Annotated in this window: 16 protein-coding genes; 10 read left to right on the forward strand and 6 right to left on the reverse strand. The window is 54.4% G+C overall.

The genetic code is table 11. The features are described 5' to 3' along the window. Position 1: 1 nt before the first annotated feature. The gene (locus FN082_RS02025) at positions 2-1,654 is read left to right on the forward strand and encodes a class I fumarate hydratase (RefSeq protein WP_142981054.1); all 1,653 of its coding nucleotides are present in this window, start codon (positions 2-4) and stop codon (positions 1,652-1,654) included. Between the two features lie 9 nt (positions 1,655-1,663). Continuing rightward, a complete protein-coding gene (cobO, locus tag FN082_RS02030) occupies positions 1,664-2,266 on the forward strand; it encodes a cob(I)yrinic acid a,c-diamide adenosyltransferase (RefSeq protein WP_142466082.1) in 603 nt (200 codons plus the stop codon). A gap of 199 nt (positions 2,267-2,465) precedes the next feature. Here cobO and FN082_RS02035 read toward each other — a convergent pair whose 3' ends face one another. Together FN082_RS02035 and FN082_RS02040 are read right to left on the reverse strand one after the other, a co-directional pair. Continuing rightward, positions 2,466-3,368: a LysR family transcriptional regulator gene (locus FN082_RS02035; protein WP_139538732.1), complete on the reverse strand. Its 903-nt coding sequence runs from the start codon at positions 3,366-3,368 to the stop codon at positions 2,466-2,468. A 301-nt stretch (positions 3,369-3,669) separates the two neighbouring features. After that, a complete protein-coding gene (locus FN082_RS02040; RefSeq protein ID WP_235891574.1) occupies positions 3,670-4,428 on the reverse strand; it encodes a helix-turn-helix transcriptional regulator in 759 nt (252 codons plus the stop codon). A gap of 368 nt (positions 4,429-4,796) precedes the next feature. On the opposite strand from FN082_RS02040, the gene otnK reads away from it, so the two are divergent. From otnK to FN082_RS02080, 8 genes are read left to right on the forward strand one after another with little or no spacing between them, the layout of a single operon-like run. Beyond that, entirely contained in the window at positions 4,797-6,053 is a 1,257-nt protein-coding gene (gene otnK / locus FN082_RS02045) for a 3-oxo-tetronate kinase (RefSeq protein ID WP_142981055.1), read from the forward strand. Then, a complete protein-coding gene (gene otnC, locus FN082_RS02050) occupies positions 6,050-6,694 on the forward strand; it encodes a 3-oxo-tetronate 4-phosphate decarboxylase (protein WP_142981056.1) in 645 nt (214 codons plus the stop codon). Before otnK ends, otnC begins: the two co-directional genes overlap by 4 nt. A 6-nt stretch (positions 6,695-6,700) precedes the next feature. Next, positions 6,701-7,510 carry a DeoR/GlpR family DNA-binding transcription regulator gene (locus tag FN082_RS02055; RefSeq protein ID WP_180349562.1) on the forward strand — a complete coding sequence of 270 codons (810 nt, stop codon included), beginning with the start codon at positions 6,701-6,703 and terminating at the stop codon, positions 7,508-7,510. Beyond that, positions 7,491-8,273: a hydroxypyruvate isomerase family protein gene (locus FN082_RS02060; RefSeq protein ID WP_142981057.1), complete on the forward strand. Its 783-nt coding sequence runs from the start codon at positions 7,491-7,493 to the stop codon at positions 8,271-8,273. The genes FN082_RS02055 and FN082_RS02060 overlap by 20 nt, the downstream gene beginning before the upstream one ends. Before the next feature lie 28 nt (positions 8,274-8,301). Further along, positions 8,302-9,114, forward strand: coding sequence for a BKACE family enzyme (locus FN082_RS02065; RefSeq protein ID WP_142981058.1), 813 nt, complete (start codon positions 8,302-8,304; stop codon positions 9,112-9,114). Between the two features lie 21 nt (positions 9,115-9,135). Further along, positions 9,136-10,482: a bile acid:sodium symporter family protein gene (locus FN082_RS02070; RefSeq protein ID WP_139538727.1), complete on the forward strand. Its 1,347-nt coding sequence runs from the start codon at positions 9,136-9,138 to the stop codon at positions 10,480-10,482. A gap of 5 nt (positions 10,483-10,487) precedes the next feature. Next, on the forward strand, positions 10,488-10,907 hold the full coding sequence (locus FN082_RS02075; protein WP_142981059.1) for a GlcG/HbpS family heme-binding protein: 420 nt from the start codon (positions 10,488-10,490) through the stop codon (positions 10,905-10,907). Further along, positions 10,904-11,557 carry an aspartate/glutamate racemase family protein gene (locus FN082_RS02080; RefSeq protein WP_142981060.1) on the forward strand — a complete coding sequence of 218 codons (654 nt, stop codon included), beginning with the start codon at positions 10,904-10,906 and terminating at the stop codon, positions 11,555-11,557. The genes FN082_RS02075 and FN082_RS02080 overlap by 4 nt, the downstream gene beginning before the upstream one ends. 96 nt (positions 11,558-11,653) lie before the next feature. On the opposite strand, the gene sucD is transcribed toward FN082_RS02080, so the two are convergent. The 4 genes from sucD to sucA form a co-directional block, all read right to left on the reverse strand. Further along, positions 11,654-12,523 carry a succinate--CoA ligase subunit alpha gene (gene sucD / locus FN082_RS02085; protein ID WP_139538724.1) on the reverse strand — a complete coding sequence of 290 codons (870 nt, stop codon included), beginning with the start codon at positions 12,521-12,523 and terminating at the stop codon, positions 11,654-11,656. Beyond that, positions 12,523-13,689: an ADP-forming succinate--CoA ligase subunit beta gene (sucC, locus tag FN082_RS02090; RefSeq protein ID WP_139538723.1), complete on the reverse strand. Its 1,167-nt coding sequence runs from the start codon at positions 13,687-13,689 to the stop codon at positions 12,523-12,525. The genes sucD and sucC overlap by 1 nt, the downstream gene beginning before the upstream one ends. Before the next feature lie 102 nt (positions 13,690-13,791). Next, positions 13,792-15,012 carry a 2-oxoglutarate dehydrogenase complex dihydrolipoyllysine-residue succinyltransferase gene (gene odhB, locus FN082_RS02095; RefSeq protein ID WP_112214475.1) on the reverse strand — a complete coding sequence of 407 codons (1,221 nt, stop codon included), beginning with the start codon at positions 15,010-15,012 and terminating at the stop codon, positions 13,792-13,794. Positions 15,013-15,026: 14 nt separating this feature from the next. Beyond that, positions 15,027-17,834, reverse strand: a complete 2,808-nt coding sequence (gene sucA / locus FN082_RS02100) for a 2-oxoglutarate dehydrogenase E1 component (protein ID WP_142981061.1) — start codon at positions 17,832-17,834, stop codon at positions 15,027-15,029. Between the last annotated feature and the right edge of the window lie 105 nt (positions 17,835-17,939).

Raw genomic sequence — 17,939 nt, forward strand, 5'->3', positions numbered from 1 at the left:
AATGTCTAAACCCTTTGTCTGGCAGGAACTCTTTGTTCAGAGTAAAGATAATACAGAATATGAATTACTCAGTAATCAATACGTTAAGGTGACAGAGTTAGATGGGGAAGAAGTCATCAAAGTCGCGCCAGAGGCATTAACGTTATTGGCTCAGCAGGCATTTTATGAGGCTTCATTTTTCCTGCGCGCCGGACATTTAAAACAGATAGCCAGCATTTTGCGCGACCCGCAGGCCAGCAGTAACGATAAGTACGTCGCTCTCCAGCTGCTGCGCAATGCCGAAGTCTCGGCAAAAGGCGTGCTGCCAAACTGCCAGGACACCGGCACCGCAACCATTGTGGCGAGTAAAGGCCAGAACGTCTGGACCGGTTACGACGATGCCGAAGCCTTAAGCAAGGGCATCTACACCACGTTTCAGGAAAACAATCTTCGCTACTCGCAAAACGCGCCGCTGGATATGTACACCGAAGTGAATACCCAGACTAACCTGCCTGCGCAGATAGACATCAGCGCCACGCCGGGTAGCGAATACCGCTTCCTGTTCGTCAACAAAGGCGGCGGCTCGGCGAACAAAGCAGCGCTGTTCCAGGAGACGAAATCCATTCTGCAACCAGAAAAGCTTACCGCTTTCCTGATTGAGAAGATGAAATCACTGGGCACCGCTGCCTGTCCGCCGTACCACATCGCCTTTGTGGTCGGCGGTCTCTCTGCAGATCAGGCGCTGAAGGTCGCGAAGCTGGCCTCAACAAAATACTACGACAACCTGCCCACCAGCGGGAACGAACTGGGTCAGGCGTTTCGTGATACCGCGCTGGAAACCACGTTGCTCAACGCCAGCCGCGAGTTCGGCATCGGCGCACAGTTTGGCGGTAAATACTTCGCCCACGATATACGTGTGATTCGTCTGCCGCGGCACGGCGGATCCTGCCCTATCGCCATGGCCCTCTCCTGCTCCGCCGACCGTAATATCAAAGCCAAAATCAACAAGCACGGCATCTGGCTGGAGAAACTGGAACATAACCCGGGTAAATTTATCCCCGAATCCTGCCGCGTGGAAAACAGCGGTCAAACCGTACAGCTTAACCTGAACCGACCGCTGCATGAGATCCTGCGCGACATGTCCACCCTACCGATCGGTACCCGATTGTCGCTGAGCGGGCCAATTGTCGTCGCCCGCGATATCGCCCATGCCAAAATCAAAGAACGTCTGGATAACGGTGAGCCAATGCCGGAATACATGAAAAACCATATCGTCTATTACGCAGGCCCGGCAAAAACGCCGGACAATCAGGCTTGCGGATCAATGGGGCCCACCACTGGCGGGCGCATGGACGGTTATGTCGATGCTTTCCAGGCGGCGGGCGGCAGCCTGATCATGCTCTCCAAAGGTAACCGCAGCCAGCAGGTGACCGACGCCTGCCAAAAACATCGGGGATTTAACCTCGGCAGCATTGGCGGTGCGGCGGCCCTGCTGACGCAGCAGTATATCAAGAGCCTGCATTGCCTTGAGTATCCCGAACTGGGGATGGAAGCGGTGTGGATGATGGAAGTCGAAAACCTACCCGCCTTTGTACTGGTCGATGATAAGGGAAATAACTTCTTCAGCCAGTTTGAGCAGCAGCATCGCTGCGCAACCTGTCCGGCAGGGCATTAAGGAGCATTTATGCACGCGCGAGGAAATCCCGACCGCCACCGTCAGCGCCAGCAAAAGCTCAAAGCGCAGGTTGATACCCGCGTGGCGGCGGCAACGGAGCAAAAAGGTATCCTGATAGTCTTCACCGGAAACGGCAAAGGCAAATCCACCGCCGCCTTTGGTACCGCGACGCGCGCCGTCGGGCACGGCAAAATCGTCGGCGTCGCGCAGTTTATCAAAGGCCAGTGGGATAATGGGGAGTACAACACGCTGCATCCGCTCGGAGTTGAGTTTCATATTATGGGCACCGGCTTTACCTGGGAGACGCAAAGCCGGGAGGCGGATATCGAGGCGGCATCGGCAGTATGGCAGGAAAGCAAGCGTATGCTGGCCGACCCGGGCTACGATCTGGTGGTGCTGGATGAACTCACCTATATGCTGGCGTATCACTATCTGGATACTCAGGAAGTGATTGCCGCAATTGTGAATCGCCCGCCACAGCAGAACGTCATTGTCACCGGCCGCGGCTGCCACGCTCAGTTGCTGGAACTTGCCGACACGGTGAGCGAACTGCGCCCGGTGAAGCACGCGTTTGATAACGGTATTCAGGCACAAGTGGGCATCGACTGGTAGTTTTATCCGGTCCCGGCTCGCGCTTCGCTTAGCCGAGCTACGGGTCCTGTAGGCCGGTAGCCCGGACAGGCGCGTCAAGCGCCGCCTCCGGGAAATGTGCCAAATCTGATACATCTGCGCTGCTTCGTCCCGGTGGCGCTGCGCTGACCGGGCTACAGGTTCACCGCCGTCTGCGGGCCGGTAGCCTGAACCGGTGCCATCAGGTAGCCGACACCAGCGATTTATGCAATAACCAGTCGCGGAAGACCTGTAAATGACCGGATTCTGCTTTATCCTCCTGCCACGTCATAATGAAACGATTTCCGGTGCGAATCGGTACATCGCAGGGAATCACTATTTCACCGCTATCCAGATCGTGCTGAATGGCAAAACGCGGTAACAGCGCTACCCCCAGATTCGAACGCACCGCGGCTATCAACATTGAAAGCAGGTCAAAACGCGGGCCGATGTTGATCTGAGCGCTGGTGATATTCGACAGCGCGAACCACTCCTGCCAACCGTGAATTCGTGTACTCTGATGCAACAGCGGAAATTCGCCCAGCAGCTCCTCTACCGCCAGCTTTTGCCCCGGTTCAGACAGCAGCCCGCAGCCGCACACAGGCAGAATTTCCTCTTCGAACAGATACTCAACCTCGGACCATGGCGAACAAAAATCCTCGCGCATAATGGCGGCATCGTATTCGCGGCTAAGAAAATCGCCGATGTTAGCCAGAGAATGAATATTAACGATAATACCCGGATTTAATTTATTGAACTCGCGCAGGTTGGGGATCAGCCAGTGAGTGCTAAAGGTGGGGTTGACGGCCAGTTCAAGAACCTGCACCGTCGGTTGCCAGGTCATGATTGAATTAGTATCACGTTCCAGCTTGTTAAGCGTTTCCTTAACGATAGTCAAATAATGTTTGCCAGCTGCATTTAGAAAAATCCTTTTTTTAGCATGATTAAATAATGACGTATGGAGGAAATCCTCCAGCGCCGTAACTTGTCTGAACACGGCGCTTTGTGTTAAAGCCAGCTCCTCCGCTGCTCGAGTATAACTTTCGTGGCGAGCCACAACCTCAAAGGTCACCAGTAATTCGGTTTTGGGTATTTTTCCTCTCATAACGTCTTCCATTTACGGCGTGCAAAAATTGTTTAATAAATAAAAAAAGCGCGCAAGGACATCAGGTTAGCCCCGAGTGTTATATTTTATTTTACTATCAAATGTCATTGATCTATTCCATGATTAATGCATATCGCCACTGATCAAATAATAATCAATAATACCCGGCAGCTACAATAAACACAATTTAAACAATGTGATTGCTGTGCAAATAACAGCAATAAGTTGTCAATATTTTTTCACGTTAACTTGTTTATTAGCGAAGTTAGTCAGAGAGTGGATGTAATTTAATTATCAGTAACTAGACATCAATTAAAATTTCAGCGACCGGGGACACATTATGAACGTTTGCAGAAAAATCTGTCCTCCGCCCGGATGTTGATGAAGACGTCGAGAGACGCTGATGGCGGAATGACTGAGGGCTGGTCCGGTGGGCCGCGCGAAACACCCGACAAAAATAGCTGGTTTGTGCGAACTGCAGCTTGCGCGCCACGCTGTCTATTGAATACGCTGGATTGCTGAGTAGCTCTCCGGCCCGCTGCATTTTTCTCTGGTTCACCCAGACTTTAAAATTCACGCCCTGGCGCTTTTTAAAAAATCGGCTAAAGTAATTGGCGCTCAGACAAACATGAGCAGCGACAGATTCCAGAGACAGCTCATCATATAAATGCTCGTCGATATAACGCAGCGCTGAAGCCAGTTTTATTTCATGCGGCGATTTCTGCACATAATAAAAATTGCCCTTCCGCCGCGATTGTTCTGATCTCTCTATCTTTTCACTTTCAGTTTCTGAGATATTATTAATGATAAAATGAAGCAATCTTATTGCCGCCGAACGATGATTATTATCGGTCGCTTTACTGTGGTCAAAAATAATGTATGCGAATAATTTTTCGCAACGAATGAGCGGTAGTGAAAAGAAGTTTAATCCGCTATAGCAATCGGGTACACGATCATCTTTCGCCTCAATCACTACCGCCATTAGCCCTGTCGCCCGAGAAAAAATCTCGGTCAGAGAATGGTAAAAAGGGAATTCATCATCCATTTTCTTTTGCGCCACGCTAATCTCCAGGGGTCTTTTGAGATCACTTAATATGCAAAACATTGCCAATAAAAAGGATGACGCTAAACGCAAAAAATAATCTCATTTACGCAGATGAATATGATCAAAATGCATGACCGAATCAGCGATAACATGACAGCCCACCAGCACTACCGCCAGCTGCTTTCCCAAACTTTAACGAATCTTCACAACTTGTTGTGAGCATGATTTTGTCATGAAAAAAACAATAATCATTATTTTTCAGTTAATTATACGTTTTTAATACATTCACATGATGTTCTTGTTTGTGAGAATCATCATGTGAATGTGAAACGTCCTCCTGAATAATATGCTCAATTAGCAAACAATCTGAACGGAGTTGATCCATGGCCGTCACTACAGGCGTTATCGCCGACGATTTCACCGGCGCAACGGATATTGCAAGCTTTATGGCTGAACAAGGTTGGCGAGTGGCGCTGCTGCCAGGTATGCCCGATATCACGCAGAGCTGGAATGAAGAGGCTGACGCTATCGTTATCTCTCTGAAAAGCCGCTCTTTACCCGCAGAACAGGCCATCGCACAATCCCTTTCCTGCGCTCGCTGGCTGAAACAAAACGCCAGCGCTCGCCAGATCTATTTTAAATATTGCTCAACGTTTGATTCCACACCAGCGGGCAATATTGGCCCGGTGAGCGATGCCCTGATGAACGACATCCGGACCCCGCTGATCGTCCACGGTCCTGCCCTACCGCAAAACGGACGTACGGTGGTTCATGGTCATCTGTTTGTAAACGGCGTACTGCTGAACGAATCCGGGATGGAAAAGCATCCACTTAATCCGATGACCGATGCCAATGTGCAACGTCTGCTGGCTGCGCAAACAGAAAACGCGGTCGGGCATATTACACTCAGCACGATTCGTCGCGGTGTGGAAGCGGTCACTCACGCCCTGGCCCGCTGCCAGGCTGAAGGAACTCGCCACGTCATTGTCGACACGCTCAACGAAACGGATCTCAACACGCTCGCTCAGGCGCTACAAGATTATCCTCTGCTGGCCGGAGGTTCCGGGCTTGGCGGCGCGCTGGCCGCCAGGACGGGCGATCAGCACACAGCGTCCGCGCATCGCTTCCCACATCCGGTCAAAGCAGTCGTGTTCTCCGGCAGCTGTTCTGCAATGAGCAATCGTCAGGTTAATCGCTATAAAACAGAAGCGGCATCCTGTTTGCTTGACGTGGCCCGCTGCCTGTCCGATGCGGAACCCTACACCGATGAGCTATCAGCCTGGGCGATGGCGCATATCAGCGACCCGCTCGCGCCGATGATTTACGCCACCCAACCGCCAGACGAACTAAAACGTATCCAGCGGGAATACGGCGAGCAGCCCGCCTGCCGGGCGATTGAACACGCATATGCCCGTTTGAGCGCAAAGCTACGAACCGCAGGCGTGAACACTTTTATTGTCGCCGGAGGTGAAACATCCGGCACCGTGGTGGAGGCGTTGCAGGTGAAGCGTCTGTCCGTCGGCAAAGCGATTGCGCCGGGCGTGCCGTGGGTCTTTTCCCCCGACCTGGCGCTGGCGCTGAAATCAGGCAACTTTGGCAACGAAGATTTCTTTTTTACCGCCCAGGAGTACGCATCATGAACCCAGTGAGTGAACACCAACTCCGCGAACAACTGGCTCACTATGGTCGTTCTCTGTTTATGCGCGGATACAGCAGCGGCGGCTCCGGCAATCTCAGCGTCAAATTGCCAGACGGCGGCTATCTTGTGACCCCGACAAACTCGTGTCTGGGCGAGCTGGAAGCCGCGACGTTAAGCCGACTGGATGCCAACGGCGTGCATCTCAGCGGCGACAAACCGTCAAAAGAGGTTCCCATGCATCTGGCGTGGTACCGACATCGGCCGTCCTGCGGTGCCGTAGTCCACCTGCATTCTCCATGGCTGACGGCGCTCTCCTGCCTGCCGTGCGCAACGCCGGAGAACTGCCTGCCGCCATTAACGCCCTACTACGTGATGCGCGTCGGGCAGCTGCCGCTGCTGCCCTATTTCCAACCCGGTCATGAAGGTATTGCCAGCGCGCTAAGCGAAATCGCCGCTGACCACACGGCGGCGCTACTGGCCAACCACGGGCCGGTAGTAAGCGGTCGCTCGCTACGCGAAGCGGTGTTTAACGCCGAGGAGCTGGAAGACAGCGCCCGCATCTGGCTGACCTTAAAACCACTCGGCTATGTTCCGCTCTCAGAAGAGGCGGTGGCCGAACTTGAACAAATCCGGCGAGCCTGAGGTGAGATGATGATCCCAGAACAACGGCGTGATTTTATTTACCGCTACGTGCATGAAAAAAACGTCGCCTCCTTTAACGAACTGGCGGAGCTGATGAGCGTGTCGCATATGACCGTACGCCGCGACATTCAGCTACTGGAAGAAGAAGGCAAAGTAATTGCCATTAATGGCGGAGTAAAACTCAATAACCTGCTGAAATCCGAACTTCCGTGGCGGGAAAAGGCCGAATTGCACCACGATGTGAAACGTAAAATGGGCCAGCTTGCGGCGATGCTGATTGAACCGGGGCAAACGCTCTATCTGGATGCCGGAACCTCGCTGTTCGAAGTAGCGAAAGCGGTGGCCGCCAGCCACTGTTTTAACCTGACGGTGGTGACCAACGATTTTTCCATCAGCCACTACCTGATGGATATGCCACATATCACGCTCTATCACACCGGCGGCCTGGTGGATCAGCGTAACCGCTCAAGCATCGGCAAAAGCGCCGCCAGCTTTCTGCGCACCATTAATATTGACGTGGCGTTTCTCAGTTCATCGTCGTGGGATACCGAGCGCGGCATGTCAACGCCGAGCGAAGGCAAAGCCTCGGTCAAAGAGGCGGTGCTTACCGTCTCCCGGCGTCGGGTGCTGGTTTGCGACAGCAGTAAATTTGGTAAATACGGCATGTTCCACATCTGCGGGCTGGAGCAGTTAACCGATATTATTTCTGATAATCGGCTACCGGAAAACGCTCAACAAACCATTGCCAGCCAGGGCGTGAAGCTACATCTGGTGGATAGCCGGGAGGGTGTGCGCGATGCTGAAGTTAGCGGCTAACCTCGACTGGTTATTTACTGATTTACCGATAGCGGGTCGATTTCAGGCGGCAAAAGCGGCCGGTTTTCACGGAGTTGAAGGGCTGTTTCTCTGGCAGCACCCGCTGGAACATCTTCAGGCTATTCAACAGGAAACATCTCTGCCGGTGGTGCTGATGAACGCCCCGGCAGGCGACTGGTCTCAGGGTGAACGCGGGCTGGCTGCGCTCCCCGAACGTGATGAGGAGTTTTATCGTAGCCTGAACGTGGCTCATGATTATGCCATGGGTCTGGGATGCCGCCGGGTTCACGTGATGTCTGGCCTGCGCCGCAGCGATCTGACGCTATACGCCCAGCGCGAGCTTCTGGTTAACCGGCTACGCATTGCCTGCGATATGATGGCAAAAACAGGAATTGACGTACTGATTGAGCCGTTAAATCCGCAGGATATGCCAGGCTATATGGTTGATAGTTTTCCACTGGCCGAATCTATTATTCGCGAGGTCGACAGAAAAAATATTGGCCTACAGTTTGATATTTACCACTGCCAGAAAATTCACGGCGATGTGGTAAAAAATATTGAACATTACCTCCCATTGATAAAACATTTTCAGATTGCCTCCGTTCCTTATCGTCACGAACCGGGAACCGGGGAATTAAATGAAAAATGGATTTTAGACTTTATTGAACAATTGAATTATCAGTGCTGGATCGGCTGTGAATATCAACCATCAACATCAGCCCCGGAATCATTACACTGGATAACGCCTTACCTGGAATTTTAATATTTCTATCTCTGTACCGGAGGAAAACATGTCGGATACTGTTATTATCTCTCTGGCGCCCGTTGCCGCGGATTGCCCCAGAGTAATACCTGAAGAACTGGCGCAGGAAATACTCGCCAGCGTAGAACATGGCGCGGCCATTGTTCATTTGCACGTTCGCGATAAACAGGGACGCCTGACGCCGGACACTAGCGATTTTCAGGCGACGATCGACCACGTGATGCGTCATTCAGAGCTGATCGTTCAGGCCTCTACCGGCGGCGTCTCTTCGATGTCCATCGCCGAACGCTGTGCGCCGCTGGCCTGTCCCGGCGTGGAGATGGCATCACTGAACGTCGGCTCCGTTAACCTCGGCGATGCGGTCTACTTTAATCCAGGCCCGGACGTGGAGTATTGCTCGCAGCAAATCACCGAGCGCAATATTATTCCAGAGTTTGAAGTTTTTGAAATCGGCATGATTAATAATATCCTGACCCTGCAAGAAATAATAAACTTCAAAAAACCGATGCTGTTTAATATTGTCCTTGGTCATCGCGGCAGTACCCCCGCAAGCGTGGATGCATTAATTGCTCTGCGCAGTATGATCCCCCGCGATGCGCTATGGGGAATTACCCACTTTGGCAGGAAAAATTTCGATATTATCGCTGCTGCAGTCGGCATGGGAGCAAGCGAAGTACGAATCGGCTTTGAAGATAGCTATTATTTAAGCGCTGAAGAAAAAGCGCAGCATAATTATCAGCAGGTCGCCAAACTCGCCACGTTGATTCGCAGTATGGATAAAAAAGTCGCCACGCCGAAAATTGCGCGACAAATGTTATCTATTCCACCCCGGCAGCAATAACAACAGAAAGGACATTTCAACATGACTATGACCACTGTTATTCACAAAACCGGGCTCGGCGTTTCTGTTGCCGGCGGCGCGCTGGCCGTTATCGGCGCGCTAATCCAGTCCGCAGCAATCTGGCAGCCTGGACTGGTGATGCTGACCGCAGGTTTCGCGGCAGGCGCGGGCTACTGGCCGGGTTTACGCAGCTATCAGTTTACCCTGTGGATCATCGCCGGTTTTGTCGCCGCGATGACCTGGTCAACAGATCTGATCGTCTGGGGCGGTTTCAATATCACCCATAAATGGATCGTGTTTTTGGTTATCCAGGCCACCATGTTCAGCATGGGGACTAAATTGACGATCCAGGATTTTATCGACGTTGCCAAAATGCCGTGGGCGGTGTTTATCGGCACCTTCTGCCACTTCGTGATCATGCCGCTTCTCGGTCTGAGCATTACCCTGATTTTTAACTTTCCGCCTGAAGTCGCAGTAGGCATCCTGTTGATTGGCGCCTGTCCCAGCGGCCTCTCCTCGACGGTAATGGTGTATATCGCCAACGCTAACCTGGCGCTGGCGGTCTCGATCGCCGCGGTCTCAACCCTGGCGGCCACGGTGATGACCCCGCTATGGGTCAACCTGCTGGCTGGTTCGATGATCGATATCCAGCTCACCGCGATGGTAATGGATGTGGTGAAAATCGTGCTCATCCCTATCGGCGCAGCGATTTTGCATGATTACCTGAAAACCTACGCTGGCGTGCGTGGTCGTCGTACCGTGCAGATTCTGGCCGGAATTGGCGCTCTGTGGCTGCTGTATATGAGCGCCGGAGGCTGGGACGCACAGTTCGGTTCTGCCAGCGCCGAAGCGCAAATGTACGCCGTGGTGATTAACTTTGTCGCAGGCGGCCTCGTCTGGGCGCTGTTCTACAACTGGCTGTACGGTCGCGTCGAGGGCATTAAGAAGATCATGCCGACCATCTCGATGATCGGGATTATTTTCTTCACGACTACCGCCGCAGCCGCCGGGCGCGACAACCTGGTACAGGTCGGCTTCCTGCTCTGCTTCGCCATGCTGATGCATAACCTCGGCGGCTTCCTGATTGGCTACCTGATGAGCCGCTGGATCTTCCGCATGGACGTGCAGTCCGCCCGCACCGTGGCCTTTGAAGTCGGCCTGCAAAATGGCGGCATGGCATCAGGGCTTGCCGCCGCGATGGGCAAACTGGCGACCGTCGGACTCGCTTCGGCGGTAATGACCCCGCTTGGCAACGTTAGCGGCTCGCTGCTCGCCAACTACTGGCGTAAAAAAGACGCCAGGCAGGCCCAGGCCGTCGCCGCCAAAAACCCTGTCCAATCCGTTTCCGAACATCTGTCAAAAGGATAATCATAATGACGACCCTAACCCTGGAACAGGCCCAGCGCGCCGTAGCCTGTGCGCTTGACCTTGCTGAAACGCGCTATGCAAAGCGCCCGCTAAGCGTAGCGGTGTGCGACACCAGCGGGGAGCTACTGAGCTTTGCCCGAATGGATAGCGCCAAACTGTTAACCATTGAGCTGACCCAGCGCAAAGCACGCACCAGCAGCCGCCTGGGCTGCACCACGCAGGCGTTTTTACAGCGCCTGCAAAAAGAACAGCTGGATATCGGTTATTTTGCCGACCCGCGTTTTACCGCCCTACCCGGCGGGATCCCGCTTGTGCATGACGGTAGATGTCTTGGCGCCGTTGCGGTAGGCGGTTTGTCGGCGCAGGAAGATCATGATGCGGCGCTGGCCGTCGCGGAAAACTTGCTTAAGGAGATAGCACAATGAAAAAGGTCGCCATGCTTCATACCAGTTCAGCCACGCTGGCGATGATGCAGCAGCTGATTGCCGATATCATGCCGGAAGTGGAAGTGATGCATCTGGTGGAAGAATCGATGATCAAGCAGGTAATGAAGGCCGGAGGCGTAACGCCGAATATTGCCGCCCGCATCGCCGACTACGTGCATATCGCTGAAAAAGCAGAGTGCGATATCTTTATTACCGCCTGCTCTTCTATTGGTTCGGCGGTGGAACAGTGCCAGTTTATGACGCCGCTCCAGCTCGCACGTATTGATTGCGCGATGGTGGAAGAGTCGATTGAAAAAGGCGAGCGTATCGCCGTGCTGGCGACCGTGGCGACCACGCTGAAGCCAACGCTGGATTACGTACAGCGTAAAGTGCAGGAGAGCGGTAAACCGCGAAACATTACTCCCATATTAATGGAAGAGGCATTCCACGCGCTGCTGGCAGGCGATATGGATACCCATGACCGAATCGTCGGTGACGGGCTAAAGAGTGCCTTTAGCCAGGCAGATGTGGTGATGCTGGCGCAGGCCTCAATGGCGCGGGTGTTGCAGCAGCTTCCCGCCCCGCCGGTACCGGTAATGACCTCACCGGAAAGCGGCATTCGCTGGCTGAAAGCGCTAGCTGAAAGCTGAATTACAGACAAAAAAAGGCCATCATCAGATGGCCAACCATGTCGAAACTGGACCAGCCCTTGACCATGCAGAAAGTCAGGGCTGTTTTTTTACTTATTACTTAATCACGGTTTTCAGCGCTTCGCCGATATCGGCCAGGCTACGAACGGTTTTCACGCCAGCGGCTTCCAGAGCAGCAAATTTTTCATCCGCAGTCCCTTTACCACCGGCAATGATGGCACCCGCGTGACCCATACGTTTGCCTTTCGGCGCGGTTACGCCAGCGATATAGCCGACAACCGGTTTGGTCACGTGATCTTTGATGTAAGCGGCCGCTTCTTCTTCCGCGCTGCCGCCGATCTCACCGATCATGACGATCGCTTCAGTCTGCGGGTCTTCCTGGAACAGCTTCAGGATATCGATAAAGTTAGATCCCGGGATCGGGTCACCGCCGATGCCCACGCAGGTGGACTGGCCGAAACCGTAATCGGTGGTCTGCTTAACCGCTTCGTAGGTCAGGGTGCCAGAGCGAGAAACGATGCCCACTTTACCCGGCTGGTGAATGTGGCCCGGCATGATGCCGATTTTGCATTCGCCTGGGGTGATCACGCCCGGGCAGTTCGGCCCGATCATGCGCACGCCCGCTTCGTCGAGCTTCACTTTCACGGTCAGCATATCCAGCGTCGGGATACCTTCGGTGATGGTGATAATCAGCTTGATGCCTGCATCGATCGCTTCCAGGATGGAGTCTTTGCAGAACGGTGCCGGTACGTAGATAACGGATGCTGTCGCACCGGTCGCGTCTACCGCTTCGCGCACGGTGTTGAACACCGGCAGACCCAGATGCGTGGTGCCGCCTTTGCCCGGCGTTACGCCGCCGACCATTTGCGTACCGTAAGCAATCGCTTGTTCAGAGTGGAAAGTCCCCTGGCTACCGGTGAAGCCCTGGCAGATAACCTTGGTATCTTTATTAATTAAAACGGACATTATTTCCCCTCCACTGCGGCAACAACCTGCTGAGCTGCATCCGTCAGACTTTTCGCTGCAATAATATTCAGGCCGCTGTCAGCCAGTTTTTTCGCGCCCAGTTCGGCGTTGTTACCTTCCAGACGAACGACGACCGGTACGTTAACGCCCACTTCGGCAACCGCGCCGATGATACCGTCTGCTATCAGGTCACAGCGTACGATACCGCCGAAGATGTTAACCAGAACCGCTTTCACGTTGTCATCAGAGAGAATGATTTTGAACGCTTCGGTCACGCGTTCTTTGGTTGCGCCGCCGCCAACGTCAAGGAAGTTAGCCGGTTCGCCGCCGTGCAGCTTAACGATGTCCATGGTGCCCATTGCCAGGCCTGCGCCGTTAACCATGCAGCCGATGTTACCGTCCAGCGCAACGTAGTTCAGTTCCCACTGCGCCGCCTGAGCTTCACGCGGGTCTTCCTGAGACTGGTCGCGCATTTCACGCAGGTCCGGCTGGCGGAACAGCGCGTTGCCGTCAGCGCCCAGTTTACCGTCGAGGCAGATCAGGTCGCCCTGCTTAGTGATAACCAGCGGGTTGATTTCAATCAGCGCCAGGTCACGCTCAAGGAAAATGGTCGCCAGGCCCATGAAAATTTTGGTGAACTGCTGAACCTGCTTACCTTCCAGACCCAGTTTGAACGCCAGTTCACGACCCTGGTAAGGCATCGGGCCCGCCAGCGGATCGAGAGCGATTTTGTGAATCAGGTGTGGGGTCTCTTCCGCCACTTTTTCGATTTCCACGCCGCCTTCGGTGGAGGCCATAAAGACCACGCGGCGGGAGCTGCGGTCAACCACCGCGCCCAGGTACAGCTCTTTACCGATATCGGTCGCAGCTTCAACCAGAATCTGGTTAACCGGCTGACCGTTCGCATCTGTCTGGTAGGTTACCAGGCGTTTGCCCAGCCAATGCTCAGCAAAAGCGCGAATGTCTTCTTTACTGTTAACTACTTTCACACCGCCCGCTTTGCCGCGGCCACCAGCGTGAACCTGACATTTCACTACCCACGGACCCGCGCCGATTTTTGAAGCGGCTTCTTCGGCTTCACGCGGAGTAGTACAGGCATAACCCACCGGCGCCGGTAAACCATAGCGGGCAAAGAGTTGTTTTGCCTGATATTCATGTAAGTTCATGTGTTCAGTCCATCCTTCAGGTAATAATTATCTTTAAACCTGTAGGCCTGATAGCGACGCTAGCGCGTTTTATCAGGCCTACGATAGGTAATACTCTTATTACTACACGTCCAGCAGCAGACGGGTCGGGTCTTCCAGCAGCTCTTTAATTGCCACCAGGTAGCCTACCGATTCACGCCCGTCGATCAGACGGTGGTCGTAGGAGAGCGCCAGGTACATCATTGGCAGAATCTCTACCTTACCATTAACCGCCATTGGACGGTCTTTTATGGCATGCATCCCCAGAATCGCGCTCTGCGGCGGGTTGATAATCGGCGTGGACATCAGAGAACCGAATACGCCACCGTTGGTAATGGTAAAGTTACCGCCGGTCAGGTCATCAACGGTCAGCTTGCCGTCGCGGCCTTTGACTGCTAGCTCTTTAATTTTCTTCTCGATATCCGCCATGCCCAGCAGGTCAACATCGCGCAGGACCGGGGTTACCAGGCCGCGCGGCGTGGAGACCGCCATGCTGACATCGAAATAGTTGTGGTACACCACGTCATCGCCGTCGATAGAAGCGTTCACTTCCGGGTAACGTTTCAGCGCTTCAACAACCGCCTTCACGTAGAAGGACATGAAGCCCAGACGGATACCGTGACGTTTTTCAAACGCATCGCCGTACTGCTTGCGCAGATCCATAATCGGCTTCATGTTGACTTCGTTGAAGGTCGTCAGCATGGCGGTGGAATTTTTCGCTTCCAGCAGACGCTCGGCTACGCGTTTGCGCAGACGGGTCATCGGCACACGTTTTTCAGAGCGGTTGCCCAGCTGTGCAGCCGGAGCCGCGGCTGCCGGTGCTGCTGGCGCTTCAGCTTTCGCCGGTACGCTCGCCAGATGTTTCTCAACGTCTTCACGGGTCAGACGGCCACCAACTCCGGTGCCTTTAATGGCCGCCGCGTCGAGGCTATGTTCCGCCAGCAGACGGCGAATCGCCGGGCTGAGCGCATCGTTATTTTGCTCTTCCAGAGAAGCCTGCTGGCGCTGGGCCGGAGTCGACTCTTTGGCATCGGCTTTCGCACTGGACTCTTTGCCCGCGCTGTTGCCTTCGCGCAGGCGGCCGAGGATCTGACGAGAAAGCACGGTAGCGCCTTCGTCTTCAATCACTGCGTCCAGAATGCCATCCGCTGAAGCCGGTACTTCCAGTACCACTTTGTCAGTTTCGATTTCTACCAGCACTTCGTCACGAACAACCGCATCGCCCGGTTTTTTATGCCAGGTGGCAACCGTTGCGTCAGCTACGGACTCAGGCAGGTCGGGAACCAGAATATCTACGCTACTCATTATGTATCCTTTAATTAATCGACGTTCAGCGCGTCATTGACCAGATCTTGTTGCTGTTTCTGGTGAACGGACAAGTATCCTACCGCCGGAGAGGCGGAGGCCGGGCGGCCTGCATAACGCAGAGAGGCCCCAAACGGAATCACTTCGCGGAAGTGATGCTGGCTGCAGTACCACGCGCCCTGGTTGAGCGGTTCTTCCTGGCACCAGACAAAATCATGCACATGCGCATAAGGTTTCAGCGCTTCCTGTACCGCCTGATGCGGGAACGGATAGAGCTGCTCTACGCGAACGATAGCGACATCTTTTTGGTCGTTCTTACGGCGCTGTTCCAGCAGGTCGTAGTAAACCTTACCAGAGCACAGCACAACACGCTTCACTGCTTTCGGGTCGAGATCGTCGATTTCCCCGATAGCCGGCTGGAAGGTGCCGTTAGCCAGTTCGTCCATGCTCGACACTGCCAGCGGATGGCGCAGCAGAGACTTCGGCGACATCACGATCAGCGGGCGACGCATACCGCGCAGCGCCTGACGACGCAGCATATGGTAAACCTGCGCCGGCGTGGACGGCACGCAAACCTGCATATTCTGCTCAGCGCAGAGCTGCAGATAACGCTCCAGACGCGCGGAGGAGTGCTCCGGCCCCTGGCCTTCGTAGCCGTGCGGCAGCAGCATCACCAGACCGCACATACGGCCCCACTTCTGCTCGCCGGAGCTAATGAACTGGTCGATAACCACCTGCGCGCCGTTGGCAAAGTCACCGAACTGCGCTTCCCAGATGGTCAGGGTGCGTGGTTCTGCGGTGGCATAGCCGTATTCAAACGCCAGTACCGCCTCTTCAGACAGCACGGAATCCCAGACCTTAAAGTGGCCCTGGCCGTTATGGACGTGCTGCAGCGGCGTATAGGTTGAACCATTCTTCTGGTTGTGAATCACCGCATGGCGGTGGAAGAAGGTGCCACGCCCGGAGTCTTCACCGGACAGACGCACGGAGATACCTTCATCTACCAGCGTGGCGTAGGCGAGGTTTTCCGCGCCGCCCCAGTCGAACAGCTTCTCACCGGCGGCCATTGACTGACGGTCGCCGTAAATTTTCGCCACGCGAGACTGCATCTCAACGGCTTCCGGCACCGTGCTGATGCGCTTCGCCAGCTCGACCAGACGCTTAGGTTCGACTTTGTCCGGGTAGCTCTCATCCCACTCATGGTTGAGGTACGGGGACCAGGTAAAGGAGTGCATGTTCATCGGACGCCACTCCTGCACCACGCATTCGCCGGCATCCAGCGCATCGCGGTAGAGGTTAACCTGCTCGGTAGCGTCTTCCAGCGTCGCGACCTTATCGGCTTCCAGCTTGTCAGCGTAGATTTTGCGCGGGGTCGGATGCTTTTTGATTTTCTGATACATCAGCGGCTGGGTTGCGCTCGGCTCGTCGGCTTCGTTATGGCCGTGGCGGCGGTAGCACACCAGATCGATGAAGACATCGCGTTTGAAGGTATTGCGGAAATCCAGCGCCAGGCGAGTGACAAATGCCACGGCTTCCGGGTCATCGGCGTTAACGTGGAAAATCGGCGATTGCACCATTTTACCGATGTCGGTGCAGTACGGGGTAGAACGCGCATCCAGCGGGTTGGAGGTGGTGAAGCCAACCTGATTATTGATAACGATACGTACAGTACCGCCCACTTCATAACCGCGCGCTTTGGACATGTTCAGGGTTTCCTGAACCACGCCCTGCCCGGTGACTGCGGCGTCACCGTGAATGGTAATCGGCAGAACTTTGTTGCTGCTCGGCTCGTCCAGACGGTCAAGACGGGCGCGTACAGAACCGATAACCACCGGGCTGACGATTTCCAGGTGCGACGGGTTAAACGCCAGCGCCAGGTGCACCAGGCCGCCTTCGGTTTCCATATCGGAAGAGAAGCCCATATGGTACTTCACGTCACCGGTGCCGAGGTGTTCTTTATGTTTACCGACGAATTCGTCGAACAGGTCCTGCGGTTTTTTACCCAGCACGTTGACCAGTACGTTCAGACGACCGCGGTGCGCCATACCCAGCACCACTTCGCGGGTGCCGCTCTTACCCGCGTGGCGGATAATTTCTTTGAGCATCGGGATCAGCGCATCGCCGCCTTCCAGCGAGAAGCGTTTTGCGCCGGGGAATTTCGCGCCAAGATAGCGTTCCAGGCCTTCCGCTGCGGTCAGCTCGCTGAGGAAGCGTTTTTTCTCTTCAGCGCTAAAGCTGGCTTTGCCTGCTACCGACTCGATACGCTGCTGGATCCAGCGTTTTTCTTCGGTAGAGGTAATGTGCATATATTCCGCGCCGATGGAGCCGCAGTAGGTTTGCTTGAGGGCAGAGATCAGGTCGCCCAGCTTCATCGTGTCTTTGCCAATAGCAAAAGAACCTACGTTATAGCTTTCCTGGAAATCGGCCTCGGTCAGATCGTGGTAAGCCGGATCGAGATCCGCCACTCTCTCTTGCTGCCACAGTCCCAGCGGATCGAGATTCGCATGCTGGTGACCACGGAAGCGGTATGCGTTGATGAGCTGCAGGACTTTAACCTGCTTCACATTGGTGTCAGGGTCGGAAATCGAAGAAGTGTAACGCGAGGCATCCTTCGCCAGGCGGCGGAAATAATCACGCGTTTTGGAATGAAATTGATCTGGTTTGACTCCGGTGCCAGGTAACTGCTGGAACATAGAACGCCAGTTGGCGTCAACAGAGTCAGGATCGGTTAAGAAGTCTTCATAGAGCTGTTCTATCCAGCTCTGGTTCGAACCAGAGAGGTAAGAAGAGTCCAGCCAGGCTTTCATTGCGCCGTTCTGCATCGTGATCCCTTAAGCATTTTTATGCTTATTTCGCCGTAGAAACTACCACGCACAGAAGTTGTACGTGCCGGGGTTCACTTGTTGCGGATGAGTTGTGGTTTCACC

Origin of the sequence: Klebsiella spallanzanii (genome assembly GCF_902158555.1) — a bacterium.
In the GTDB taxonomy this organism is placed as follows: Bacteria; Pseudomonadota; Gammaproteobacteria; order Enterobacterales; family Enterobacteriaceae; genus Klebsiella; species Klebsiella spallanzanii.